This is a genomic window from Sphingomonas sp. Leaf4, from assembly GCF_920939515.1.
Lineage (GTDB): Bacteria > Pseudomonadota > Alphaproteobacteria > Sphingomonadales > Sphingomonadaceae > Sphingomonas.
In genome coordinates this window covers 205,398-230,832 of record NZ_CAKLBB010000002.1, presented here as the reverse complement: position 1 = coordinate 230,832, position 25,435 = coordinate 205,398, and the positions used below count along the sequence as shown (strand labels likewise).

General features: G+C 66.2%; 24 protein-coding genes, 1 tRNA gene and 1 pseudogene. 14 read left to right on the top strand and 12 right to left on the bottom strand.

Features of this window, described 5'->3' with window-relative positions:
* Positions 1–3 precede the first annotated feature (3 nt).
* The 5 genes and pseudogenes from LRA89_RS20595 to LRA89_RS03565 form a co-directional block, all read right to left on the bottom strand.
* Positions 4–237: pseudogene (locus LRA89_RS20595) on the bottom strand (DUF2155 domain-containing protein); the annotation flags it as partial.
* A gap of 218 nt (positions 238–455) precedes the next feature.
* Positions 456–848: an NADH:ubiquinone oxidoreductase subunit NDUFA12 gene (locus LRA89_RS03580; RefSeq protein ID WP_056494079.1), complete on the bottom strand. Its 393-nt coding sequence runs from the start codon at positions 846–848 to the stop codon at positions 456–458.
* A 45-nt stretch (positions 849–893) separates the two neighbouring features.
* A complete protein-coding gene (locus LRA89_RS03575; protein ID WP_230769223.1) occupies positions 894–1,364 on the bottom strand; it encodes a DUF192 domain-containing protein in 471 nt (156 codons plus the stop codon).
* Between the two features lie 19 nt (positions 1,365–1,383).
* Positions 1,384–1,959 carry a cold-shock protein gene (locus LRA89_RS03570; RefSeq protein WP_443024925.1) on the bottom strand — a complete coding sequence of 192 codons (576 nt, stop codon included), beginning with the start codon at positions 1,957–1,959 and terminating at the stop codon, positions 1,384–1,386.
* A 71-nt stretch (positions 1,960–2,030) separates the two neighbouring features.
* On the bottom strand, positions 2,031–2,564 hold the full coding sequence (locus LRA89_RS03565) for a regulatory protein RecX (RefSeq protein ID WP_230769040.1): 534 nt from the start codon (positions 2,562–2,564) through the stop codon (positions 2,031–2,033).
* Between the two features lie 125 nt (positions 2,565–2,689).
* On the opposite strand from LRA89_RS03565, the gene LRA89_RS03560 reads away from it, so the two are divergent.
* From LRA89_RS03560 to nusG, 6 genes are all read left to right on the top strand, one after another.
* Positions 2,690–4,444 carry a fatty acyl-AMP ligase gene (locus LRA89_RS03560; RefSeq protein WP_230769039.1) on the top strand — a complete coding sequence of 585 codons (1,755 nt, stop codon included), beginning with the start codon at positions 2,690–2,692 and terminating at the stop codon, positions 4,442–4,444.
* Between the two features lie 97 nt (positions 4,445–4,541).
* Positions 4,542–4,617, top strand: a tRNA-Trp gene (locus tag LRA89_RS03555).
* A 39-nt stretch (positions 4,618–4,656) separates the two neighbouring features.
* Positions 4,657–5,235: a YqaA family protein gene (locus tag LRA89_RS03550; protein ID WP_055755640.1), complete on the top strand. Its 579-nt coding sequence runs from the start codon at positions 4,657–4,659 to the stop codon at positions 5,233–5,235.
* 93 nt (positions 5,236–5,328) lie between these two features.
* Positions 5,329–5,973 (top strand): outer membrane beta-barrel protein, encoded by a 645-nt coding sequence (locus LRA89_RS03545; RefSeq protein WP_230769038.1) that lies wholly within the window; start codon positions 5,329–5,331, stop codon positions 5,971–5,973.
* Between the two features lie 404 nt (positions 5,974–6,377).
* Positions 6,378–6,575, top strand: coding sequence for a preprotein translocase subunit SecE (secE, locus tag LRA89_RS03540; protein WP_200909702.1), 198 nt, complete (start codon positions 6,378–6,380; stop codon positions 6,573–6,575).
* 40 nt (positions 6,576–6,615) lie between these two features.
* Positions 6,616–7,155, top strand: coding sequence for a transcription termination/antitermination protein NusG (gene nusG, locus LRA89_RS03535; protein ID WP_055755635.1), 540 nt, complete (start codon positions 6,616–6,618; stop codon positions 7,153–7,155).
* Positions 7,156–7,303: 148 nt separating this feature from the next.
* Here the strand turns inward: nusG and LRA89_RS03530 are convergent, their stop codons facing one another.
* Positions 7,304–8,203: a hypothetical protein gene (locus LRA89_RS03530; RefSeq protein ID WP_230769037.1), complete on the bottom strand. Its 900-nt coding sequence runs from the start codon at positions 8,201–8,203 to the stop codon at positions 7,304–7,306.
* Between the two features lie 97 nt (positions 8,204–8,300).
* Positions 8,301–9,122 carry a hypothetical protein gene (locus LRA89_RS03525; protein WP_230769036.1) on the bottom strand — a complete coding sequence of 274 codons (822 nt, stop codon included), beginning with the start codon at positions 9,120–9,122 and terminating at the stop codon, positions 8,301–8,303.
* A 156-nt stretch (positions 9,123–9,278) separates the two neighbouring features.
* Here LRA89_RS03525 and rplK point away from each other — a divergent pair, with 156 nt between their 5' ends.
* Both rplK and rplA read left to right on the top strand, forming a co-directional pair.
* Complete coding sequence (gene rplK / locus LRA89_RS03520; RefSeq protein ID WP_056495206.1) at positions 9,279–9,716, top strand: 50S ribosomal protein L11; 438 nt, start codon at positions 9,279–9,281, stop codon at positions 9,714–9,716.
* A gap of 4 nt (positions 9,717–9,720) precedes the next feature.
* Positions 9,721–10,419, top strand: a complete 699-nt coding sequence (gene rplA / locus LRA89_RS03515; RefSeq protein ID WP_055755631.1) for a 50S ribosomal protein L1 — start codon at positions 9,721–9,723, stop codon at positions 10,417–10,419.
* Between the two features lie 167 nt (positions 10,420–10,586).
* Here rplA and putA read toward each other — a convergent pair whose 3' ends face one another.
* On the bottom strand, positions 10,587–13,682 hold the full coding sequence (putA, locus tag LRA89_RS03510; RefSeq protein WP_230769035.1) for a bifunctional proline dehydrogenase/L-glutamate gamma-semialdehyde dehydrogenase PutA: 3,096 nt from the start codon (positions 13,680–13,682) through the stop codon (positions 10,587–10,589).
* Between the two features lie 287 nt (positions 13,683–13,969).
* On the opposite strand from putA, the gene LRA89_RS03505 reads away from it, so the two are divergent.
* A complete protein-coding gene (locus LRA89_RS03505; RefSeq protein WP_056494056.1) occupies positions 13,970–14,422 on the top strand; it encodes an Lrp/AsnC ligand binding domain-containing protein in 453 nt (150 codons plus the stop codon).
* 217 nt (positions 14,423–14,639) lie between these two features.
* Positions 14,640–15,185, top strand: coding sequence for an alpha/beta hydrolase (locus LRA89_RS03500; protein ID WP_230769034.1), 546 nt, complete (start codon positions 14,640–14,642; stop codon positions 15,183–15,185).
* Positions 15,186–15,301: 116 nt separating this feature from the next.
* Here the strand turns inward: LRA89_RS03500 and LRA89_RS03495 are convergent, their stop codons facing one another.
* Positions 15,302–15,757 carry an Lrp/AsnC family transcriptional regulator gene (locus LRA89_RS03495; RefSeq protein ID WP_056494050.1) on the bottom strand — a complete coding sequence of 152 codons (456 nt, stop codon included), beginning with the start codon at positions 15,755–15,757 and terminating at the stop codon, positions 15,302–15,304.
* A gap of 124 nt (positions 15,758–15,881) precedes the next feature.
* On the opposite strand from LRA89_RS03495, the gene alr reads away from it, so the two are divergent.
* From alr to LRA89_RS03480, 3 genes are all read left to right on the top strand, one after another.
* Positions 15,882–16,994 carry an alanine racemase gene (gene alr, locus LRA89_RS03490; RefSeq protein ID WP_230769033.1) on the top strand — a complete coding sequence of 371 codons (1,113 nt, stop codon included), beginning with the start codon at positions 15,882–15,884 and terminating at the stop codon, positions 16,992–16,994.
* Entirely contained in the window at positions 16,982–18,235 is a 1,254-nt protein-coding gene (locus LRA89_RS03485) for a D-amino acid dehydrogenase (RefSeq protein ID WP_230769032.1), read from the top strand. Before alr ends, LRA89_RS03485 begins: the two co-directional genes overlap by 13 nt.
* A 71-nt stretch (positions 18,236–18,306) precedes the next feature.
* The gene (locus LRA89_RS03480; protein WP_230769031.1) at positions 18,307–19,056 is read left to right on the top strand and encodes a helix-turn-helix domain-containing protein; all 750 of its coding nucleotides are present in this window, start codon (positions 18,307–18,309) and stop codon (positions 19,054–19,056) included.
* Positions 19,057–19,063: 7 nt separating this feature from the next.
* Here LRA89_RS03480 and LRA89_RS03475 read toward each other — a convergent pair whose 3' ends face one another.
* From LRA89_RS03475 to polA, 3 genes are all read right to left on the bottom strand, one after another.
* Positions 19,064–20,590 (bottom strand): lipopolysaccharide biosynthesis protein, encoded by a 1,527-nt coding sequence (locus LRA89_RS03475; RefSeq protein ID WP_230769030.1) that lies wholly within the window; start codon positions 20,588–20,590, stop codon positions 19,064–19,066.
* 190 nt (positions 20,591–20,780) lie between these two features.
* On the bottom strand, positions 20,781–21,893 hold the full coding sequence (locus LRA89_RS03470) for a Fic family protein (RefSeq protein ID WP_230769029.1): 1,113 nt from the start codon (positions 21,891–21,893) through the stop codon (positions 20,781–20,783).
* Positions 21,894–22,021: 128 nt separating this feature from the next.
* Positions 22,022–24,781 (bottom strand): DNA polymerase I, encoded by a 2,760-nt coding sequence (polA, locus tag LRA89_RS03465; RefSeq protein ID WP_230769028.1) that lies wholly within the window; start codon positions 24,779–24,781, stop codon positions 22,022–22,024.
* A 92-nt stretch (positions 24,782–24,873) separates the two neighbouring features.
* On the opposite strand from polA, the gene LRA89_RS03460 reads away from it, so the two are divergent.
* Complete coding sequence (locus tag LRA89_RS03460; protein ID WP_230769027.1) at positions 24,874–25,365, top strand: TlpA family protein disulfide reductase; 492 nt, start codon at positions 24,874–24,876, stop codon at positions 25,363–25,365.
* Positions 25,366–25,435: the final 70 nt, after the last annotated feature.

The following is a 25,435-nucleotide window of genomic DNA, read 5'->3' as shown; positions in this document are numbered from 1 at the left end:
TTCCTTGAACAGCCAGCCCGAAAACGCCCGCCGCCATTTGGTGTCGGCGCCGCGCACGTCCAGTTGCACGAACGCGCCGGTATATTGCTCCTGCTCCCACGGCGCGGTGCGCTCGCACGCGCGCAGGCGGACGACGACGTCGCCGACCCGCGTCGCCTGTCCGGGTTTCAGCGTCAGGTCGCGGGTTTCGCCGTTGCGCTTGTTGAGCAACCCGACCACCGCGACGCGCTGCGCCATCGGCGTGGCACCGGCCAGCAGCCGTTCGTCCAGCCCGGTGTCGACGCTGACCACTTCGGTACCACCACCGGTGCGCGGACGCGCGGCATCGGGCACGGCGACCTCGGCGGCGACCGGTGCGGCGGCGGTGCGGCTATCCTGCCACCGCGTCCAGCCCAGCCAGCCGATCAGCCCCGCCGCCACCACGATCGCCAGCCCGACCAGCCAGCGGCGCGGGGTCATGCGTCGGGGTTCCACGCCTCATAATCGCCGGTGGCGCGGACCCGCGCGCCGCCCTTGTCGAGCACGCCGGGCGGACGATAGGCGAGCGCGGTGCCGGTCTGGTTCTCGATCGGGGCCTGCTGCCACTGGCGCACCGGCGGCAGCGATTCGTCGGGCGTCCCCTCGATCTGGTGGTGCAGCCAACTGAACCAGTCGGGCGGCACGCGGCTGGCATCGTTCGAGCCGGAATAGATGACCCAGCGGCGCGGCTGCCCCGCGGTATCCTTGCCGCCCTGATAATAGACGTTGCCGAGATGATCGGAACCGACCTTCGCCATGCCGCGCAGGCCCATCCAGGTGCCGAAGGTGGCGCCGTTCCACCAAGTGAAGATGTTCGCGAGGATACCCATGGCGGTCCGCTTAGCGCCCCGACGCCGATGGGGCAACGGTGCCGATCATTTCCACGTCACCTTGTCGCCCGCCGCGATGCCCAGTTCGGCGGCGCGGCCACCGGCCAGTTCGAGGACGGCCGACACCGGCTCGCCCGATCCGACGGGGATTTCGGAATAGGGAATGGTGTCCTCGGCGATGGTCGCCACGATGCCGTCGGGGCGGATGAACAGGATGTCGAGCGCGCTGGGCGTGTTCTTCATCCAGAAGCTGGCCGGTTTGGGCGGGCCGCCGTCGGGCGGATAGGGCGCGAACAACATGCCGCCGTCGGCGGGAATCGACGGGCGGTACATCAACCCGCGCTGCTGCTGCGCTTCGGTCGCGGCGAGTTCGACGGTGAAGTCATGGGTCTTGCCGGCGGCGGTCGTGATCGTCACGCGCTTCGTCGCGACGCCGGCCTGGGTGGCGGCGTCGCTCCCCCCCGACTGGCAGCCGCCCGTCGCGGCGGCGAGCGCCAGTGCCGCCGCGGCGGCCATCCGTTGCAATGTCACGCGCTTACTCGCCTTTTTCGACCACGATCGCCAGCGGCCCCTTCTGCCCATCGACGATCCGCGCGACAAGCCGCTCCTCGGGATCGACTTCCTCGATCCCGCCGCGCCGCAACGTTTCCATATGGACGAACACATCGCCGGGTTCGTTGATGCGAACCAGAAAACCATAGCCTTTCAGTCGGTTGAACCACTTCACCGTCACCGGCTCGAACGGTCCTGCCTGATCGGCCAATGCCATGCGGTCGGGGCGGTCGGCGGGGCGACGCACCGGTTCGATCGCGCTCGACAGGTCGATTTCGAGAATTTCGGTCGCCTGCATGCCGCGCGCCTTGCGTACCGCGTGGCAGACGATCCGCGCCCCTTCGGGAAGGGTCCGGCGGCCATGATCCTGAAGCACCGAAAAATGCACGAGGACGTCACCGACGTCCGGATCGTCGGCGACCACGAAACCGAAGCCGCGGGTCACGTCGAACCATTTGACGACGCCGCCGATCGCGATTCCCGGCTCGGCATCATCGCCGAACGGCACGACGCCCGACGAAACGACGGAGAAATCGTCTGCGGTGGTTCGAGCCTCCATGCGCATATATTTGCAATCCCCCTGCCCGCATCCTAACACGATCTTTCACGAACGCGACGATTTCTTTGCGATTAAGCATGGTCTTCGCGCAAGTCCGGGACGTCGTCGCCGGTCATCGACGCGATTCGCCGGGCGAGCGACGGTGCATGACCGGCGCGGACCATCGCCGCGATCTGTCGTTCGCGCTGGTCGCGCTCGACCGGTTCGGGCGCGAACGGGCCGATCCGGCGCCGCCGGGCAAAGGCCATGGCGGTCGCCTCCGCCCCCTCGTCGATCGCTTCGTTCAGCATGCTGCTGTCCTCGCCGGCCACCCCGTCGTGGCGCAACGCATCGCGCACCCGGCGTGGCCCCAGCCCCCGCCGGGCCATCGCCGCCACGCGCGATTCCGCGAACGCCAGATCGTCGACATAGCGCAGTTCGACCATGCGATCGGCCAGCGCTTCGGGGTCTATCACCCCTTCGCTGCCGCGTTCGCGCAGCTTGCGGCGCAGATAATCGAGCAGCTTGGCGCGGGTCGTCGCGAAGCGTTCGACATAGCGTAGCGCAAGGCGTTCGAGTGCCGGCTGGGTCAGCGCGGGCGGCGGGCGGCGGGGTTCACGGGGCATGCGCCATGTTTGTGCCATAGTGCGCCGCGATTTTGAAACGGACTGTGCCGCGCGGCCGGTTGTCGCTATGGCGATCCGCTTGGGAGCCGCGTGTTACCCGCCATGGTGCCGTGAGTTGGACAAGAATGACGACGAATATTGAAGGAACTGTTGCAGCGACGCCGGTGGCGACACCGACCATGGACGCGCTCCCCCGCCGCTTCGCCGATTTCGCGACGCTGGGCGAAGCGATGGACTATGCCGCGACGGGGACACGCGGGCTGAACTTTCACGACGCACGCGGCACGCTCACCCGCCCCTACCCGTTTCGCGAGATGCGCGAGGATGCGCTCGCGCAGGCGCACCGGCTGATCGCGCATGGCGTGCGGCCGAAGGACCGCATCGCGCTGATCGCCGAGACGGGGCCGGAGTTCGCCGCGCTGTTCTTCGGCGTCGTCTATGCCGGGGCGTGGCCGGTGCCCCTGCCGCTGCCCACGTCGTTCGGCGGGCGCGACGCCTATGTCGAGCAGCTCCGCGTGCAGTTGGCGAGCTGCGATCCCACGACCTTGCTCTATCCGGCCGAACTGGAAGCGATGGCGGGCGAAGCCGCGCGGGTCGCCGGGGTCGAAGGGATTGACTGGGAACGCTTTTCCGCCAGCGACGCCCCGGTCGTCGATCTGCCGCAGGCCGCCACCGACGATGTCTGCTACCTGCAATATTCGAGCGGTTCGACCCGTTTCCCGCACGGGACCGAGATCACCCACGCCGCGCTGCTGAACAACCTGTCGGCGCACAGCCATGGTATGGAAGTGAACCCCGAGGACCGCTGCGTGTCGTGGTTGCCATGGTATCACGACATGGGGCTGGTCGGCTGTTTCCTGTCGGTCGTCGCCAACCAGGTGTCGACCGACTATCTGAAGACCGAGGATTTCGCGCGGCGGCCGCTGGCGTGGCTCGATCTCATCACCCGCAACACCGGCAGTTCGATTTCCTACTCGCCGACCTTCGGCTACGACATCTGCGCGCGGCGGATGTCGAGCCAGACCAAGGCGGCCGACCGGTTCGACCTGTCGCGCTGGCGGCTGGCGGGCAATGGTGCGGACATGATCCGGCCCGACGTGATGCAGTCGTTCGTCGATGCCTTTGCCGATGCCGGGTTCAAGGCGTCGGCGTTCCTGCCGTCCTATGGCCTCGCCGAAGCGACGCTGGCGGTGGCGATCATGCCGCCGGGCGAAGGGATCATCGTCGAACTGGTTGAAGAAACGGAACTTTCCGGTCACGCAGGGCGCGCCGACCGGCCGCAGCGGTATCGCGCGATCGTGAATTGCGGCAAGCCGGTGAAGGACATGGCGATCGAAATCCGCGAGGAGGACGGCACGCTGTTGCCGCAGCGCGCGATCGGCAAGCTGTGGTGCAAGGGCCCGTCGCTGATGAGCGGTTATTTCCGCGATCCCGAGGCGACCGCGGCGTGCATGGCCGACGGCTGGCTCGACACCGGTGATATGGCATATATGTCAGAAGGTTACGTGTATATCGTCGGCCGCGCCAAGGACATGATTATCGTCAATGGCAAGAATCACTGGCCGCAGGACATCGAATGGGCGGTCGAGCAACTACCCGGATTCAAGGCGGGCGACATCGCCGCCTTTGCGATCACCACGCCGGGCGGCGAGGAAACCCCGGCGGTGCTGGTACAGTGCCGTGCGTCGGACGAGGCCGAGCGGCAGCGGCTGCGCGAGGAAATTCGCGAGCGCGTCCGGTCGGTTACGGGGATGAACTGCGTGATCGAGCTGGTGCCGCCGCGCACGCTGCCGCGCACGTCGTCGGGCAAGTTGAGCCGGGCGAAGGCGCGCAAACTGTATCTGGAAGGCGAGATCAAGCCGTATGCGATCGCGGCCTGAACCCGCAAGTTTTCGCTGTCCTACAGGCCGCCCGACCGGCTATCCAATAATCGGCCTTGTGCTTCCGGTTGGACCGGGATAGAGGCCGCCTCCGCACACGAGTGTAGCTCAGCTGGTAGAGCATCGGTCTCCAAAACCGAGGGCCGGGGGTTCGAATCCCTCCACTCGTGCCAGCGCACCCCGCGCGCCCTTCCCCCATCTGGACGCCGACGATGTTCCGTGCGCTGTACGACTGGACGCTTCGCCTTGCCAATCATCGCCATGCGGTGCGCAGCCTTGCCGTCGTGTCGTTTTGCGAAAGCTCGTTCTTTCCGATTCCGCCCGATGTCGTGCTGGTGCCGGTCATCCTGCAGCATCGCACCCGGGCGTACCGGATCGCGGCGATCTGCACGATCGCGTCGGTGCTGGGGGCGATGGTCGGCTATGCGATCGGGTATTTCCTGTTCGACACGGTTGGGCGCTGGGTGATCGAGCTGTACGGGTTGCAGGACAAGGCGACCGCGTTCCAGGCGTCGTTCGCCAAATACGGCGCGGCGATCATCCTGCTGAAAGGGCTGACGCCGATCCCGTTCAAGCTGGTCACGATCGCGTCGGGGCTCGCCAAGTTCAATTTCGGGATGTTCGTGCTGACGGCGGCGATCACCCGCGCGTTCCGGTTTTTCCTGATCGCGTTCCTGCTCAAGCGCTATGGCCAGCCGGTGCAGGACTTCATCGAGAAGCGGCTGACGCTGATCGGGACGTTGCTGGTGGTGGCGCTGGTCGGCGGGTTCGCGGCGGTCAGCCTGTTGTAACCGTTTCGGCTGCGTTTCATACCGCACCGCAGCAAATCGATGCTATGCCCTTTGCGCCGTCCGCGAATCGGACGGTGTTTGGGGGGACCATCCATGTTGAAATTCGTAGCCGCCATCGGGGCGGCGGTGATCGCACTTGCCCAGCCGGCCGCCGCGCAGGATATGCCGCCGCCGGTCGCGCCCGAGCTGACCGATGCGCCGGGCGATGACCCGTTGAGCGGTTTCCGGTTCGAGGCGAGCGCCGGCTATGACCGGCTCGAAGCCTATTATATCGAGGACGATACCAAATATTACGACGGCGCGAACGGCATCCGCTATGGCAGCGAGATCGGCTATGATGCGGCGATCGGGCGCAATGTGCTGCTGGGCGGCTATGTCGCGTACAGCGGGTCGAGCGTGGACCGGTGCGACGACCTCGATTATTTCGTGCTGTGCCAGAAGGCGGGCAACGAGATTTCGGGGGGCGCGCGGATCGGCGGCCGGATCGGCCGTCGCGCGCAGATGTACGGCAAGATCGGCTATTCGCAGTTGAAGCTGAACCTGTCGGCGTTCGGCGACGATTTCGACGAAACGTACAAGGGCGTGCAATTCGGCTTCGGCGGCGAATATGCGATGGGCAACGGCGCCTATGTGAAGGCCGAGTTCGTCGGCAGCAGCTTCGGCACCAACAATACCATTTATGAGGACCTGAACTTCGAGCGGCGCAGCGTGGTGGTGGGGCTCGGCTATCGGTTCTGACGATCGGCCCCTTCGGGAGAAACCGGGGGGCACCCTTGCCGAGAAGCGAGGGGCGGGGGTGGGCAGGTCCGTGCGGCACGGGATGCTTTTCACAACCGGCCGACCCACCCCCGGCCCCTCCCTTGTCAGGGAGGGGAGAAGTCCGGCGTTTTGCTGGATGTCGATCCGGCCCGCTTGCCCTGCCCGACCGGTTATGGCGAGGCGGGAGCGCGCGGGCGGGGGATGTCGCGACGCGGGGCTTCGAGGGGGGATCGCCGCCCTGCCCGGCATTGCTTGCATGGGGCTGCGTTCGTCGCTAGATACCATGCCCAATCCGACAGCGTGGATGGGCCGCGCCGGTTCTTGTAAGGGACCGGACGGGGCCTTGTGTCCAAATGTCGATCAACCGCAACAAGGGTGCGCGCGTGGCCAAGGTTACTCCAGTCGAATTCATGCGGCAGGTTAAGGCGGAAACCGCGAAGGTGACGTGGCCGACGCGCAAGGAAACGGTGATGACCGCGGTGATGGTGGTCATCATGACCTCGTTGCTCGCGATCTTCTTCCTTGGCGTCGATTCGATGTTCGATGCGATCGTGAAGGCGCTGCTGCGCCTCGCCCAGTAACGCCTCGACCCCGCACTCCCACGAGCTTCAAAGGACTTTCATGTCGCGTTGGTACATCATTCACGCCTATTCGGGGTTCGAGGGCAAGGTCCGCGATTCGATCATGACCGAGGCGACGCGCCTCGGCCTTGACCATGCGGTCGAGGCGATCGAGGTGCCGACCGAGAACGTGACCGAGGTGCGGCGCGGCAAGAAAGTGCAGTCCGAGCGCAAGTTCATGCCCGGATACGTGCTGGCGAAGCTGGACCTGAACGATCAGGTCTATCACCTCGTCAAGAACACGCCGAAGGTGACGGGCTTCCTGGGGTCGTCGGGCAAGCCGCAGGCGATCAGCGAGGCGGAAGCCACGCGGATGCTGAACAGCAAGGAAGAAGCCGCCGCCTCGCCCACCAAGCAGAAGATCAAGGTCGATTTTGAGATCGGCGATTCGGTCAAGGTGCTCGACGGCCCGTTCGCGAGCTTCAACGGCGTGGTCGAGGAACTGGACTTCGACAAGTCGAAGGTGAAGGTGTCGGTGTCGATCTTCGGGCGGGCAACGCCGGTGGAACTGGACTTCGAGCAAGTGGAACGAAGCAAGTAAGGCGAAAGCCTGACTTGCTGTCCGCACGGCGATAGCGAATGCTATCGCCGAGACGGCGGACACCGGCCGGCGGGTGCAACCCGACCGACGTTAGCGGCGTAGGGCGAAGGCCCTGCGCCGTTTTTTCAACTACCTTGTACATATTAAGTTATGAGGTATAGTTATCTGCATTTGTAGCAATAAATTTGTTTAGACCAGATTTCGTTGACAATCTTCGCCGAAATCTTAACGTGAACTCATTGCCGAAAACATCCTTATATTTTGCTACGCCGCAAATTACGTATGCTTTATTCCCAGACACAATCCCTTCTACAGACGAAGCATCAATAGGCAGGCGGTCCTTATGAAAGGTGTTCTGTCCAGCACCAAGATCGATTTTACTTGCAGTACTACCAAATTCGTCTTTTATTATTGGCTTTATTTCCGCCTTATCTATGTCAACTGCACTCCACGTCATCCACTGCTGCATATCTTTAGCGGGAGTTTGCCCAGTATTAATGTATCCGTACATTATTAAGAGAAAACTTTCTCCATCGTTGAAGAAACATTCCACTTCTTTAATTCTGAAATCAACGTAAGCGCGTGCTTGCGCCTCGCCTATTCGCTTTGTTTCTTTAATTGCCTCCTCGGAAGCGTTAGCGCTCCTTTTGTTTTCAAGAGCAGCATTTCTCGCAAAAAACGCAGCAGCTGCCGCAGAGATTAACGTTAAAAAACCTATTGTTACGCCTACGATACTTATCAATACCGAATATTTTGACCATAGTGAACTTACAAATGCGGCGTCTGCGGCACGCCATTGAGCACACAGGTCACTATTTCTGTTAATTTCAACAGGCAAACAAGGCTGGTTTAACTCCTCCGCTTGCGATTGACTGTCGGTATATTTTGCTTTGTCGATGTAATCTCTACGAGGATCATTACCGCTTTCTGCTAGGGCCGATTTTAAATTATTATGAATATTCCCGTTTTCTCCCGACTTAGCACTGACAGTATATATACTGGATATTACAATGAAAAATGATATGACATATTTATCGATCTTCCTCATGCCTACCCCCACTACATAGTGTTTTTAGCTGGTACTATTATTTGAAATCGGACGCGATATTTTTTCTAATTTAAGCCTATTTACGTTGTGGGAAAGATCATGTCCTCCCCCGCACCGCCTTAACCGCCTCCCGCAAATCCTCATCCGGCGTCATCGGCTCCCACTCCGCCCTTCTCCCCCCACGCCGCCACTCCAGTTGCGCATAACTCACCAACCGCCGTTCCTCCTCATCCAGCAGCCACGCCACGCGATACTCCTTCGCACACCGGTCCTTCCACGCGGCATTACTCTCGCCACGCTTTGGCCCAAACGCCGGGTTGACCAGTTCCTTCTGCCGCCGGTCGTTCCACGCGACGAGCAGCATCGCCTGCTGCACGGTCATCGGCTCAATCGGCGGGGGATCGTTGTGGCGCCACTGGTCGTGGACATTGGCTTCGGGCAGGCCGGATTCGAGCAGCGCCATCTCCAGCCGTTCGGCGCCCACCGCCAGCGCGAGGCGCATTTCGCGGGCGAAGCCGGGGTGGCGGCGGGCGCGGGCGTAGAAGCTCGAATGGGCGAAGCCCGCCGCGCTCGCCGCGAGGCGCACGTTGGCGGTGGCGGTGAGCGCGCGCAGGAAGGCTTGCTCGGCGGCGGTGTCGATGTGGCGGGCCCTGGTGGCGCGCAGTTGCAGGCGGCCTTTCGAGCGGACGAGGCGGGCGTCGTCGGGCGAAACATTGGTATCGGCGAGGGCGGCGGCGGCGAGCGCCAGCGCGCCTTCCCAGCGCTGGGCGAAGTCGGGGTCGGCGTTGCGGCGCTTGGTCAGCATCGAGCGGTTGAGGCCGAGGGTGCGCGCGGCGTCGCGGGCGTTGCCGGTGCGGGCGAGTTCCTTGAGGAAGGCGGCGTTCTGGAGCGCCTGCGCGCGGCTATAGGGTCTGGGCATGGCTTCGAGCGGATCATGGTAAGTCCAACATTGCAAGGGGCCGCGCTTTCGACTATGCGCGCACGCTTCCGATACGACAGTTTTGGAAAACCATGGCGGGAGGCGCTCCGGTAACGGATGTGCCGCACGGACCGCTAAACTTGAAAGAGAGTGACCATGGCCAAGAAGATTACCGGCTATATCAAGCTGCAGGTGCCGGCGGGCGAAGCCAAGCCGTCGCCGCCGATCGGACCCGCGCTGGGTCAGCGCGGCGTGAACATCATGGAATTCTGCAAGACGTTCAACGCGCAGACCTCCAGCGGTGACATCGCGAAGGGCACGCCGCTGCCCACGATCATCACCGTCTATGCCGACCGGTCGTTCAGCTTCGAGACGAAGACGCCGCCGGCGACGTATCTCATCAAGCAGGCGATCAACCTGAAGTCGGGTTCGAAGGAGCCGGGCAAGTCGGTCGCGGGCACGATCAAGCGTTCGCAGTTGAGCGAGATCGCGACGATCAAGATGAAGGATCTGAACGCCAACGACATCGACGCGGCGACGAAGATCATCGAAGGTTCGGCCCGCGCGATGGGCCTCGAAGTCACGGAGGGTTGAGATCATGGCCAAGCTGACCAAGAAGGCGAAGACCCTCGCCACCGCCGTCGACACGCTCAAGCTGCACGGCATCGATGAAGCCATCGCGCTCGCCAAGACCCACGCCACGTCGAAGTTCGACGAGACGATCGAGGTCGCGCTGAACCTGGGTGTCGATCCGCGTCACGCCGACCAGATGGTCCGCGGCGTGGTGACGCTGCCCAAGGGCACCGGCAAGACGGTGCGCGTCGGCGTGTTCGCACGCGGCGCCAAGGCGGACGAAGCCACGGCGGCGGGTGCCGACGTGGTGGGTGCCGAGGACCTGATGGACGCGATCCAGGGTGGCAAGATCGATTTCGATCGCTGCATCGCGACGCCGGACATGATGGGCCTCGTCGGCCGTCTCGGCAAGATCCTGGGGCCGAAGGGCCTGATGCCGAACCCGAAGCTGGGCACGGTGACGATGAACGTCGCCGCCGCCGTCGAAGCCGCCAAGGGCGGTCAGGTGGAGTATCGCGTCGAGAAGGCCGGTATCATCCACTCGGGCATCGGCAAGGCATCGTTCCCGGCCGAGGACCTGCGCGCGAACTTCGACGCGCTGGTCGATGCGGTGGTCAAGGCCAAGCCGTCGGGCGCCAAGGGCAAGTATGTCCGCAAGGTCGCGCTCAGCTCGTCGATGGGTCCGGGGATCAAGGTCGATACGGCCGAGGTCGCAGGCGCCTGATCCGCACCGGAATAGCGAAAGCTATTCCGGAGACGGATGGCGCCGGCCGGCGGGAGCGCAAGCTCCCGACCGACGACGCGGGATTAACTCCCGCGTCGGCTGCCACAAGAAAAGGGGTCGGAGGCTTTACGCTTCCGACCCCTTTTTCGTACCCCCCCCCACCCCGCTTACAAATTCAGCAGCGCGGGGTCGCCGCCCTTGGCCATGATGTTGATCGAGGTCGAGCGTTCGGCGGCGTAGCGCAGCAGCGCGTCGGGGCCGCCGGCCTTGGGTCCGGTGCCCGACAGCCCCTCGCCGCCGAAGGGCTGGACGCCGACGACCGCGCCGATGATCGAGCGGTTGACGTAGACGTTGCCCGCCGGGACCAGCGCGGCGACTTCCTCGGCGAAGCGGTCGATGCGGCTGTGGATGCCGAGCGTCAGGCCATAGCCGCGTGCGGCGAGGGCGCCGGCGACCTGCGGCAGATCGGCCGGGTCGTAGCGGTAGATGTGGAGGATCGGGCCGAATACTTCGCGTTCGAGGAAGTCGGGGGTCGGGATTTCGGCGATGACCGGGGCGAAATAGGTGCCCTTGGCGTCCCAGCCGTTCGGGTCGGCGCGGAACAGGATGGTGGCCTCGCGCTCCAGCCGGGCGACATGGGCTTCGAGCGCATCACGCGCGTCACCGTCGATCACCGGGCCGATGTCGGTGGCGGGGTCGGCGGGGTCGCCTACGCCCAAACATTTGGCCGCGCCGATCAGCGTCTCGATCACCGCATCGGCGGTGTCTTTCGGCAGGTAGAGCAGGCGCAGCGCCGAACAACGCTGTCCCGCCGAGCCGAAGGCGGAGAGCAGCACGTCGTCGACGACCTGTTCGCGCAGCGCGCTGGTGTCGACGAACATGCCGTTGAGGCCACCGGTCTCCGCGATGAACGGCAGGATCGGGCCGCGCCGGTCGGCCAACTGGCGGTTGATCGCCCATGCGGTGTCGGTGCCGCCGGTGAAGGCAACGCCGGCGATCGACGGATGGCCGACGAGTTTCGCGCCGACGTCCGCGCCTTCGCCGGGGAGCAGCGCGAGGAGATCGGGGGCGAGGCCGGCGGCGTGGAACAGGCGGACGGCTTCATGCGCGACGAGCGGGGTCTGTTCGGCGGGCTTGGCCAGCACCGCATTGCCGGCGGCGAGCGCGGCGGCGACCTGTCCGGTGAAGATCGCCAGCGGGAAGTTCCACGGGGAGATGCAGACGAAGGTGCCGCGCCCGTGGAGTTCGATCTGGTTCACCTCGCCCACCGGGCCGTGCAGCACGGTCGGCCCGGCGAAGCGGGTTTCGGCGAGCAGCGCGTAATAGCGGCAGAAGTCGATCGCCTCGCGCACTTCGGCGACGCCGTCGTTGAGCGTCTTGCCGGCCTCGGCCGACAGGATGGCGATGAAACGGTCCATCTGCGTGTCGAGCGCGTCGGCCATCGCGCGCAGCACCTTGCCGCGCGCGAGGCCGCCGGCGGTGTCCCATGCCGGTTGCGCGGCACGCGCGCGGCGTGCGGCTTCGTCGATGTCGGCGGCGGTGGCGTTGCTGACCGATCCGATGGTGCGGGCGTGATCGACCGGGCTGGCCATCGGCGTCGGCCCTGCCCCGGCCTGCATCCGGCCCCCGACGATCGGACCGGCGGTGATCGGGGCATAGGCGGCGCGGGCGTGATCGGCCTGCGCGCGGACGGTGGCGATCGAATAGTCGCGGCCCAGTGGATTGGCGCGGCCGTGATAGATCGCAGCGGGCGATGGCAGGCGGGGGTGCTGGTGCGGCTGCGCGGCGACCGCCGCCACCGGATCGGCGACGATGGTTTCCGGCGCGATCTCCTCGTCGAGCAGCGCGTTGACGAAGCTGGAGTTCGCGCCGTTTTCGAGCAGGCGGCGCACCAGATAGGGCAGCAGCTCCTCATGCCCGCCGACCGGGGCATAGGCGCGGAGCACCAGCCTGTTGTCGGTGCCCGCTCCGGCGGCGCGGTACAGCCCCTCGCCCATGCCGTGGAGACGCTGATGTTCGATCGCCACCCCGGCGCGCGCCGCCATGTGGCGGACCGCGACGAGGGTGTGGGCGTTGTGGGTCGCGAACTGCGGATAGAGCGCGGGGGCGGCGGCGATCAGCTTGTGCGCGCAGACGAGGTAGCTGAGATCGGTCGCGGCCTTGGAAGTGAATACCGGATAGCCGGGGTGGCCGGCGATCTGCGCGCGCTTCACCTCGCTGTCCCAATAGGCGCCCTTGACCAGCCGGACCATGATCCGCCGCCCGGTGTCGCGCGACAGGCGTTCGAGGCGATCGATCACGCCGCGCGCGCGCTTGCCATAGCCCTGTACGACAACGCCCAAGCCGGTCCAGTCGCCGAGATCGGTTTCGCGCGCCAGCCGGTCGACGAGTTTCAGCGACAGTGCGAGGCGATCGGCCTCCTCGGCATCGATCGCGAGGTTCAGCGCATGGCCGGCGGCGATGCGGGCGAGGCGGTGGAGGCGCGGGTAGAGATCGGCGATGACCTCGCCCTCGCGCACCGCTTCGTAGCGCGGGCAGAGCGCGGACAGTTTCACCGAGACGCCGTGGCCCTGTTCGGGGGTGCTGCCCGGCGCGCGGGCGCGGCCGACCGCGTCGATCGCGGCGGCATAGATGGCTTCGTAGCGATCGGCGTCGGCCAGCGTGCGCGCGCCTTCGCCGAGCATGTCGAACGAGCAGAGATAGTTTTCCTTGGCGGCGCGCTTCAGCGCGTCCTCGATCGTCGCGCCCAGCACGAACTGGTCGCCCATGATGCCGACGGCGGCGGCGAGCGCGCGGCGGATGACCGGTTCGCCGAGGCGGCCTGCCAGACGACGGATCGTCTCGCCGATGCCGGCGCTGCCCGCGTCGCCGACTAGCTTGCCGGTGAGGGTCAGGCCGATGGTCGAGGCGTTGACGAACAGGCTGGACGACTGGCCGAGATGCGCCGCCCAGTCGGCCGCGCCGACCTTTTCGGCGATCAGCCGGTCGCGGGTCGCGGCGTCGGGCGTGCGCAGCAACGCTTCGGCGAGGCACATCAGCGCCAGCCCTTCCTGCGTGCCCAATGAGAATTGCTGGAGGAAGCCTTCGACCACGCCGGGCTTGGCGGCGGCGGCGCGGGTGCGCGCGACCAGTTTGGCGGCATCGGCGACGATCTGCGACCGGTCGGCGGTGGTCAGCGGCACCTGTGCCAGCAATTGCGGGAGCAGCACCGCTTCGTCGGTGAACTTGTCGGCGTCCAGGGCATCCCAATCGATCGCGGGCATCGGTTTCTCCATGTGGTATCGACGGTATAGGGTGGGATCGGGTGAAGGTGTGTCGGTTGTTACGGGGGATGGCCGATGATTTTTGTTATTTGGTACGTAGCGGGAATGGATTATTCACCACCCGTCACCCCGGACCTGTTCCGGGGCCCACCGGGCGGCAGGCGATGCGTTTGAGGATCGGGCGATACCGTTTGTGGACAGGTGGACCCCGGAACAGGTCCGGGGTGACGATGGGTGTGGGGCGGCCGGCGTGGCGGACCGCGACCGTTGGCCGGGGAAACAGGATCATGGACCAGACCGACCGCAAGCTGCTGCGGGTGTTGCAGGCCGATGGGCGGATCACCAATCAGGCGCTCGCCAGCCAGTGCGGGCTGTCGCCCGCTGCCGCGTTCGAGCGGGTGCGGCGGTTGCGTGAGAGCGGGGTCATCCGGGGCTATGCCGCGCTGCTCGATCCGGGCAAGCTCGACCGGTCGCTGCTGGTGTTCATCGAGGTGCTGCTCGACCGGACGACGGCCGACGTGTTCACCGCGTTCGGCAACCATGTCCGCGACCTGCCCGAAGTGCTCGAATGCCATATGGTCGCGGGCGGGTTCGATTATCTGCTGAAAGTGCGGATGGCGGACATGGACGCCTATCGCGCGTTCCTCGGCCGCACGCTGACGACGGTGCCCGGCGTGCGCGAGACGCGGACCTATGCGGTGCTGGAAGAGGTGAAGGCGACGACGGCATTGCCGCTGTGAGTCGCTCCCCTCCCTGACAGGGAGGGGTTGGGGGTGGGTCGGTTTGGGGCGGATGCTATCGTTCCCTCGCAGGCCGACCCACCCCCGGCCCCTCCCTGTCAGGGAGGGGAGTAAGCGGACGCATAACACGATATTGCGTGGCATTGCTGCGGTATGAACGATTGCGTCGTTCGTGCGCTGTGATAGCCTGTGCGACGGTTCGACGTGGAGACGACCGATGGTTGCGATCGCTGCCCCTGCTGGCCCGAGAATCCTGGCGTTGATCGATGGCGCGCCGCCGATGGCGATGGCCGATGCGATCGACCGGCTGCGCGCGACCTTGCTGCCGATCGGGCGGGCGACCGATGGCGACCGCAACATCCTTGGCGCCAGGATCGACCGGTTCGTCGGCGATGGCGATGCGCCGGTGATCCTGATGGCGCATGGCGCGGGCTGCCGCGCGGCGGCGTGGTGGGCGCGGCTGTCGCCGGCGCATTATGTCCAGCGGGTGGCCGGGGCGATCCTCGTCGACCCGGTGGCGGAGGCCGGGCATGACCGCTTCGCCTCGCCCAGCATCGCGCTGCCGTTCCGGTCGGTCACGGTCGATCATTCGCCGCCGGCGATGATCGCGGCGCTGGCGCGCGAATGGGGCAGCGAACTGGTCGACGATCGCGAGGAAGAGGCAGCGCGCGGCGGGCGATTGCTGAAGATCATCGAGCGGCTGAGCGGCGCGGTGGTGGCGCATGACGTGCGCACCGCGCGCAAGCTGGCGCGGTTGGGGTAGGACGGACGACCGTCATCCCGGCGGAGGCCGGGATCCACGGTCATGGGACGTATTGCTGGAGTCGCTCCCGCTTTTATCCGTGGATTCCGGCCTTCGCCGGAATGACGATAAGAGGATTAGCCCCGTCTTCTTGGCATCAGCGCGTTGCGCATCGCGAAGCTGGAGTTGATCCGCGTCACGCCGGGCAGGCGCGACAAGATGTCGGTGTGAAGCGCCTCGTACGCCCCGGCGGATTCGACCGCGACGCGCAGCCAATAGTCGGACTGGCCGGTCATCAGCCAGCATTCCTGGATTTCGGGGTGGCGGCGCACCGCCGCCTCGAAGCGGGAGAGATATTCCTCGGTCTGGCGCTCCAGCGTCACCTGCACGATCACGGTCGCGCCGTGATCGGCGGGATCGGCGCGGGTGACGACGGTATAGCCCCGGATCGCGCCGCCGTCTTCGAGCAGGCGGATGCGGCGCAGGCAGGCCGACGGCGACAGGCCGACCTCGGCGGCGAGCGCATTGTTGGGACGGCGGGCGTCCTGCCGCAGCAGGCTGAGCAATTTGCGGTCGATCGCGTCGAGGGTCATGGTTGCGATTCCGTCGTCGCTTGTTGCGTTCGATACAATCTATGGCAGATCATGCGACAATCGCGAACAATCTGCCGCGCCGACTGTAGTAGCGTCGTGGACGGGCAAGGAGCCGACGACGGGCATGGGTTTGCTGACGATCGATCTTGACGCACTGGTCGCCAATTACCGGAGCATCGCCGGCCGGGTCGCGCCGGCGCGTGCGGCCGGGGTGGTGAAGGCGGATGGGTACGGGCTGGGCGCGGCGGTCGTCGCCGATGCGTTGTACGGTGCCGGGTGCCGCGACTTCTTCGTCGCGCTGACCGGGGAGGCGGTGGCGCTGCGGCCTGCCCTGCCGGCCGATACGCGGCTGTTCGTGCTGAACGGGATTGCGCCGGGCGAGGAAGACGCACTGATCGAGGCGGAAGCGATTCCGGTGCTGAACGGTCCGATGGACATCGCGCGGTGGCGGGCGGCGGCCAAGCGTGCCGGACGGCGGTTGCCGGCGGCGGTGCAGGTCGACAGCGGCATGTCGCGGCTGGGGCTGACACCGGTCGAGGTCGCCGAGATCGCAGCCAAGCCGGCGCTGCTGGACGGGATCGAGGTGCTGCTGGTGATGAGCCATTTCGCCTGCGCCGACGAGCCCGGCGCGGCGGCGAACGAGGCGCAGCGCGCGCGGTTCGCCGAACTGGCGGCGATGCTGCCCCCTGCCCCGCGGTCGCTGGCCAATTCGGCGGGCGCGTTCCTCCCCGGCAATCCGGGCGATGTCGTGCGACCGGGAATCGCGCTGTACGGCGGTGCGCCGCAGATGGGGGTCGCCAATCCGATGCGGCCGGTCGTCGCGCTCGATGCACGGATCGTGCAGGTGCGGGACGTGCCCGCCGGGACCGGGGTCGGCTATGGACTGACGTCGGTCGCGGACCACAACCGGCGGATCGCGACGCTGTCCTATGGCTATGCCGATGGCTGGCCGCGCGCCTTGAGTAACCGGGGCATGACCTGGGTCGGCGGCCATGCCGCGCCGATCGCCGGGCGGGTGTCGATGGACAGCATCTGCATCGACGTGACCGGCGTGCCCGAAGCCGTGCTGGCGCAGGCGACCCATGCCGAGTTGATCGGCCCGAACCAGACGATCGACCGCGTCGCCGCCGATGCGGGCACGATCGCCTATGAAATCCTGACCGGACTGCGCCACCGCCATGCGCGGCGCATCCTGCCCGTGGCGGGCGAGCGAGAGGCAAGCACATGCGGATCGTGATTCTTGGCGCGGGGGTGATCGGCGTCACCTCGGCATGGTGTCTGACGCAGGCGGGGCATGAGGTGGTGGTGATCGACCGCCAGCGCGGCCCGGCGCTGGAGACGAGCTTCGCCAATGCCGGCGAGATCTCGCCGGGCTATGCCTCGCCATGGGCGGCGCCGGGTATTCCGCGCAAGGCGCTGAAATGGCTGTTCATGGAACATGCCCCGCTGATCCTGCGCCCGAAGGTCGATCTGGCGATGCTGCGCTGGCTGGTCGCGATGCTCAGCAATTGCAACGCGCGCGACTATGCGGTGAACAAGGGGCGGATGGTACGGCTGGCCGAATATAGCCGCGACAAGCTGATCGAGCTGCGTGGGCACACCGGCATCGCCTATGACGAACGCTCGCAAGGCACGCTGCAACTGTTCCGCGAGGATAAGCAACTGGCCGGGATCGACAAGGATACCGCGGTGCTCAAGGCCGATGGCGTGGCGTTCGAGGTCCTCGACCGCGCCGGCTGCATCGCCGCCGAGCCGGGGCTGGCGGGCAGCAACATGGACATCGCCGGGGGGCTGCGGCTGCCGGGCGACGAGACGGGCGACTGTTTCAAATTCACCAATGCGCTGGCGGACATGGCGACGAAGGCGGGCGTCGAGTTCCGCCTGGGGGAGACGATCCGGCGGCTGGTGCGCCAAGGCGACCGGGTGACGGGAGTCGAGACCGACCGGGGGGTGGTGCGCGGCGATGCCTATCTGGTGGCGCTGGGCAGCCATTCGCCGCGCCTCGTCGCGCCGCTCGGCCTGCGGCTGCCGGTCTATCCGGTGAAGGGCTATTCGATCACCGTGCCGATCGTCGACGAGGGGCGCGCGCCCGTCTCGACGCTGCTCGACGAGAGTTACAAGGTCGCTATCACCCGGCTCGGCGACCGGATCCGCGTGGGCGGGATGGCGGAGATTTCGGGGTTCAACAACGACCTGCCCGATGCGCGGCGCGCGACGCTGGAATATTCGCTCGGCTCCCTGTTTCCCGGCGCGGGCGACGTGTCGCGGGCCAGTTTCTGGAGTGGGCTCAGGCCGATGACGCCCGACAGTACCCCGGTGGTGGGGGCGACCAAGCTGTCCAACCTGTGGCTGAACACCGGCCACGGGACGCTGGGGTGGACGATGGCGTGCGGATCGGCGGCGGTGATCGCCGACCTGATGTCGGGGCGGCGCGCAGCGATCGAGACGGGCGATCTGGCGCTGTCGCGCTATCGATAGGGGCCGCACGCGGTTGCCGTCGACCGGTCGTCCTCCTAGACGACGGGGATGACACCGTTTGCGACCGCGTGATGCGCGAGGGGCTCGATACGCTGACCGAACGCGAGAAGGAGGCGTTGCGCCTGCTGCTCGCCGGGCATGATGCCAAGTCGGTCGCGGCGCATCTGAACCTGTCGATCCACACGATCAACGAGCGGTTGCGCGACGCGCGGCGCAAGCTGGCGGTATCGAGCAGCCGCGAGGCCGCAAGGATTTTGGGCGATGCCGAGCGCGGTGGCCCCCAAACCATGGGGGACAAGCAATTGGGGGTGTCCCCCAACGCCGTTGCGGGTGCTTCCAGTGGTCCGCCGCAGTCGACCCGACTGCTCTGGCTCAGTGGAGGAATGCTCACCATGTCGATCCTGATCGCCGCCGTCATCGCGGCCGCCACCGCCTTCAACACCGCCGCGCCGACACCCGCCGCCACCGAACAGGTCGCGAGCGATCCGGCGGGGCAGCAGGTCGCACGGCAATGGCTGACGATCGTCGACCAGGAACGCTGGCAGGAGAGCTGGCAGGCCGCCGGGGCGACTTTCCGCGGTGCCGTGACCGCCGATCAGTGGACGGCGCAGGTCAAGCCGGTGCGCGCGCCGCTGGGCGCGGTTCGATCGCGGACCGTCCAGCGAGCGACCACGACCACGTCGCTGCCGGGTGCCCCGGCGGGCGAATATCAACTGGTCGAATTCCGCACGGCCTTCGCCAACCGCGCCGGTGCGACCGAAACGGTGGTGCTGGCGAAGGACGGCGGCCGGTGGGGCGTCGTCGGCTATTTCATCAAGTAACGCGGGGTCACACCTTGTAGCGGTCGGTCGGCAGGTGCGCCTCGCCGGCCGCCGCGCTCTTGTGGAACAGCGCCTTGTCTTCCGGGCGAAAGGCCCAGCGCCACAGGATCGCGAAATAGGTGGCGAGGATGATCGGGATGCCGAACAGCATCTCCGCCCATTCGTAGCGGCGCGGCAACTGCATGATCGCCGAGCCGACCAGCGCCGCCGCCAGCACCGCCCAGACGAACGCCGGGCGGAAATCGCGCACGCTATGGCCGAGCAGTTTCGAGAGAAGCCCGGACTTGACGACCGAGCCGATGGAGACCGACGTGACGAGCGCCACCGCCGGCCCCGCCGCCGCCCATGGCTCTGGCCAGCCGAGGCCACGCATCAGCGCGACCAGCGCGAAGCTCAAGGCCACCTGAAACGCGAGCAGCGCCAGCGAGATCATCAGGTTGCGGTGGCGCGCGATATAGACCAGCGCCGCTTCGGACACCGCGCCCTTGGCGGCGAACACCTCGGCGATCAGCAGGAACGACAAGGCCCCCGCCCCGCTGACGAATTCGCGGCCGACGACGCCCATCACGCCCGAGGCGGGGATGCTGCCCGCCAGCGCCAGTGCGGCCTGCGCGGTGATGATCCAGAAGCCGACCTGCCGCACCTGTCGCGCGACCGCCGCCTTGTCGCCATCGGCAAGGCTGTGAGTGATGACCGGGCCCAGCACCGGATCGAAGCTGGTCTTGAGCTTCTGCGGCAGCGAGGCGACCTGTTGCGCCATGTAATAGACGCCGACCGTCGCCGGGCCGAACAACAGGCCGAGGATGAAGCGATCGACGTTGCGCGTGCCCCATTCGATCGCGTCAGCGCCGGCGAGCGGCATGTTGCGCTTCACCAGCGCCAGCATCGGCCCCAGATGCGGCGACCAGCCGACCGGCAGGCCATAGCTGCGGACGAACGGAATGATCGACGCGGCGAGCGCCGCCGCCATCGCCAGCACGTAGGACATGATGAGCCCGTCGCGCGTCGAATAATAGCTCAGGCACCATGCGGCGATCGAGATCGTCCACGGCTCGACCACCGCGCGCGCCGTCACCGCCGCCTTCACGTTCAACCGATAGGCGAGCGCGGCCAGACTGACGTCGGACCAGGCGATGGCGAACACGACCAGCGGCAGCAGGCGTTCGAAGCCGATCACCTGGCTGTTGGGATACATGATCTGCGGAAAGACGAAGAGCAGCGCACTGGCCGCGACCGACAGGATGAAGGCGACCGCCAGCGCATCCCACACGACATGCGCGTGCGGCCGGGTGGTCGACGACAAGGCCTGTGCCAGCCCGCGTTTAAGGCCAAGCGTCGCGATCAGCGCCGCCAGTTCGACCACCAGCACGGCGAGCGCGAACCGGCCGACGATCTCCGGCCCATAGACGCGGCCGGCGATGAACAGGAACGGCAACCGCGCGACGAGGCGCAGGACGAAGCCGAACACGTTCGTCCGCCCACCCTTGGCGAGTGCGGCGATGTCGTCGGTCGGCGGGGTCGGCGCGTCGGTCATGCGCCGCGCGGGGGGCAGGTCATCGCCGCGTCATAGGGGATGCCGCCGCCGCGCCATAGCCCCTCGTTTACGCTTTGCACGCCGGGTGCGGCTTGCGGGCAACGGTCGGAGTTCCGGTGCCAACCCTGCCAAACCCGTTCGATCGGGCCGGAGCGAAAACCCGCGCGTTCACGAGGGTTCGAACAGCCTGTCAGACCCGCAACAGATCGAGCAACGGGTCGAAGGCATAGAGCGCGGCGCGGCGGCCGGCCGACCCCTCGATCGTACGCAGGAAGCCCGCGTCGACCAGACGGCGCGACAACAGACGGGCCGAGGATACGGGTATCCCCGAACGATCGACGAAACGGTCGTTGCGAAACACCGGGCTGGCGAAGACGAAGTCCATTGCCTGATCGTGAAACTGCGAATTGAGCGTTTCGCGAAACCGCTCGCGCATGTCGCTGTAGAGCGCGAAAATCCTGTCGGCGGTCGAGATGTTGACGGCCGCCTGCGCGTGCATTGCGCGCAGGAAGAACACGATCCATCCCGTCCAGTCGCCGTCGGCGGAAACGGCGCGCATCCGGGCGATATATTCGTCCTTGTTCGCTTCGAAATAGCCCGAAACGAAGAAATTGGGCTGGGCGATGATGCCGAGTTTCCACAGCATGAGCGTGATGAGCATCCGGCCGATCCGGCCGTTGCCATCCTCGAACGGGTGCAGCGCCTCGAACTCGACATGGGTGAGCGCCGTGCGGATCAACGGGCGCATCGTGCTTCCGTTCATGAAGCGCACCAGCCCTTCCATGGCCGGGGCAAGCATTTCGGGCGCGATCGGCACATAGTGGATCACACCGCGACGGTCGTCGCCGATATAATTCTGTTCGGTCTTGTACGCGCCGGGGCGCTTGCGCGCGCCGCGACCCATGAACAGCAATTGCTGATGGGCGGTGCGGATCAGGTGTTCGCTCAACGGCGCACCCTCGGCCAGCGATTGCTGCGCGTTGCGCAGCGCGCGGGAATAGAGGAAGGTTTCGATGTCGTCGTTGCGCGCTTCGCGATAGGGATCGAGTGCGCCGGCGTCTTCTTCCGCCTCGATCCGGTACACTTCCTCGATCGTCGAGATCGTGCCCTCCATCCGCGACGAACTGACCGCATCCTGCCGCCGCAGGGGAGCGAGGAACAGTTCGCTGTTCACCATGCTCGCCATCTTGGCATCGTACCGCGCCAGCGACGCGGCCGCTTCCTCCAGCGGTCCGAGGAGCGCGGCATAATCGAAGGTCGCGGGCGGGAACGCACCGTGATGATACGATACCGCCCGGGACATGTCATATCGGTTGGCAAGCATTGGCATCGATTCGGCTATCAGCAACGTGGATTGACGACAGTCTATTGGCAGCATCCGGCGTTGACAACAAAAGTCGGCTGTCTTTTAGCGACAAACGAGCTGTCCGATCAGTGCGCCGCGCCCCAGCTCTTGCCGGTGCCGATCTCGACGCCGAGCGGCACGCTCAGGTCGACCAGCGGTTCGGCCGCCGTTTCCATCACGCGGCGGATCACCGGGGTGGCCGCCTCGACCAGCGCTTCGGGGAGTTCGAAGACCAGTTCGTCGTGGACCTGGAGCAGCATCCGCACCTCGCCCAGCCCGGCCTGCGCCAGCGCCGGCCCCATGCGGGTCATCGCGCGTTTGATGATGTCGGCACTGGTGCCCTGTACCGGCGCGTTGATCGCGGCGCGTTCCGCCCCCTGCCGTTCGTGCTGCACCTTCGACTTGATGCGCGGGAAATGGGTCTTGCGGCCGAACAGGGTGGTGGTGAAGCCGGTGGTGCGCACGGCCTGCGTGGTTTCGGCGATGTAGCGGTTGATGCCGGGGAAGCGATCGAAATAGCGGTCGATCATCGACTGCGCTTCCTCCGCGCTCACGTCCAGCCGTCCGGCGAGGCCCCAGCGGCTGATGCCGTAGAGGATCGCGAAGTTGATCGTCTTGGCACGGCCGCGGGTGTCGCGGTTGACCTCGCCGAACAGTTCCTTGGCAGTGATGCTGTGGATGTCGTCACCGCGCGCGAACGCCTCGCGCAACTGCGGCACGTCGGCGATATGCGCGGCGAGGCGCAGTTCGATCTGCGAATAGTCGGCGGCGAGGATGACGTTGCCCTCCTCCGCCACGAAGGCGTCGCGGATCTGGCGACCGATTTCGGTGCGGATCGGGATGTTCTGGAGATTGGGGTCGGTCGACGACAGGCGGCCGGTCTGCGCCCCGGTGAGGCTGTACGACGTGTGGACGCGGCCGGTGGCGGGGTTGATCTGCGCCTGGAGCGCGTCGGTATAGGTGTTCTTGAGCTTGGTGAGCTGTCGCCAGTCGAGCACGCGCGCGGCGATCTCGGCACCGGCCGATGTCCTGTCGGCGGCGATGCGTTCCAGTTCGGTGACGTCGGTCGAATAGACGCCCGACTTGCCCTTGCGCCCGCCCTTGATCCCCAGCGTCACGAACAGCACGTCGCCGAGCTGCTTGGGCGAGCCGATGGTGAATTTCGTGCCGGCCAAGTCGTGGATCTGGGTTTCGAGGTCGGCGATGCGCGTGGAAAATTCGTCCGACAGGCGGGCGAGGACCTTCGCGTCGACCTTGATCCCGGCCTGCTCCATGTCGGCGATCACCTGCACCAGCGGGCGATCGACCCGTTCGTAGACGGTCGTGACCGATTCATACGCCAGGCGCGGCTTGAACCGGCGATGGAGCCGGAGCGTCACATCGGCATCCTCGGCGGCGTAGCGGGTGGCGGTCTTGAGGTCGATCTCGCCGAAACCGACCTGTTTCTTGCCGGTGCCGACGACGTCCTTATAGGCGATGCAGCTATGGCGCAGGTGCGTGGCGGCGAGTTCGTCCATGCCGTGACCGTGGTTGCCCGCGTCGAGTGCGAAGCTCATGACGATCGTGTCGTCATAGGGCGCGACGGTGAGGCCCAGCCGCGCGAGCACGACCATGTCGTATTTCAGGTTATGGCCGATCTTGAGCACCGACGGGTCGGCCAGCAGTGGTTTCAGCGCGGCGACGGCGGCGTCGCGATCGATCTGGACCGGCTTTTCGGCGAACATGTCGGTGCCGCCGTGCGCGATCGGCACATAGCAGGCGCGGTTGGGGGCGAGCGCGAGGCTGAACCCGACCAAGTCGGCGCGGGTGGCGTCCAGCCCGGTCGTCTCGGTATCGATCGCGACATGGCCCAGCGCCCTCGCTTCGGCGATCCAGCGGTCGAGGGTGGCGAGATCGGTGACGGTTTCATAGCCGTCGTGGTTGCACGGTACCTCGTCATCGTCCGCCACCGGTGCGGCCGGGGTGTCGGGGGCTGTATCGGCGACGGTGGCGAGCTTGGTCAGCAGCGTGCGGAAGCCGTGATGTTTGAGGAACGCGCGAAGCGGTGCCTCCGGGATGCCCTGCATCGCCAGTGCGTCCAATGGTTCGGGCAAGGCCCCGTCGCATTTCAGCGTCACCAGCACCTTCGACAGCCGCGCGGCATCGGCATGGTCGATCAGATTGTCGCGCAGCTTGCCCTTCTTCATGTCTGGCGCGGCGGCGAGGACCGCTTCGAGGGTGCCGTGTTCGTTGATGAGCTTGGCCGCCGTCTTGGGACCGACGCCGGGGACGCCGGGGACGTTGTCGACGCTGTCGCCCATCAGCGCCAGCACGTCGCCCAGCTTGTCGGGGGTGACGCCGAACTTCTCGACGACATGCTCGGGGCCGAGCGTGCGGTTGTTCATCGTGTCGAGCATGTCGACCGACGGATCGGTCATGAGCTGCATCAGGTCCTTGTCGGCGCTGACGATCGTCACCTGCCAGCCCTGTGCCAATGCCGCCTGGGTATAGCAGGCGATGATGTCGTCGGCCTCCAGCCCCGCTTCCTCAATGCACGGCAGGCTGAACGCGCGGGTCGCATCGCGGATCATCGGGAACTGGGGGACGAGGTCCTCGGGCGGCGGCGGACGGTGCGCCTTGTACTGGTCGTAGAGGTCGTTGCGGAAGGTCTTGGACGATTTATCGAGGATGACCGCCATGTGCGTCGGCCCGTCGGCCTTGTGCAGCGCATCGGCCAGCCGCCACAGCATCGACGTATAGCCATAAACCGCGCCGACCGGCTCGCCATGGATGTTCGTGAGCGGCGGCAGCCGGTGATAGGCGCGGAAGATATAGCCGGAGCCGTCGACGAGATAGAGATGGGGCATGGGGCATGGGATAGCAGCGCGGGGCATGGCGCGGCAACGGCTTGACGAAATCCGTGGTTCGGCGAATCCTGTGCGCCGGGGGGATATAGTATATGCTGAAATGGATGTTGCCGCTGCTCGCCGCCGCCGCGATCGCCACGCCTGCCGCCGCCAAGGAATTGAAGGTCGGGCAGGTCGCGCCGCCGATCGAGTTCACGCTGGCCGACGGGACCAAGACGACGCTGGCCGAACATCGCGGCGAAGTGGTGCTCATCAATTTCTGGGCGACATGGTGCGTGCCATGCCGCGTCGAACTGCCGCTGCTCGACGGCTATTACCGGCAGGTCAGCAAGCACGGCATGCGCGTGTTCGCGGTGACGACCGAGGGGTCGGTGCCGATCTTCAAGATGAAGGCGCTGTTCAACACGCTGGCGATCACCCCGGCCAAGCGGATCAAGGGGATCGACGACGCGACGGCGGTGCCGACCAATTACATCGTCGATCGCAAGGGGGTGGTGCGGTATGCCAAGGCAGGGGCGATGACGCTCGACGATCTGAACCGGGAGCTGGTCCCGTTGCTGAACGAGCGGGTGCCGGTGGGCTGACGGCATCGCATCGCCGATCGAATCGCCTTCGTAACGATCGTATTGCCGGCTGAAATGGAGTAAGGTGCCG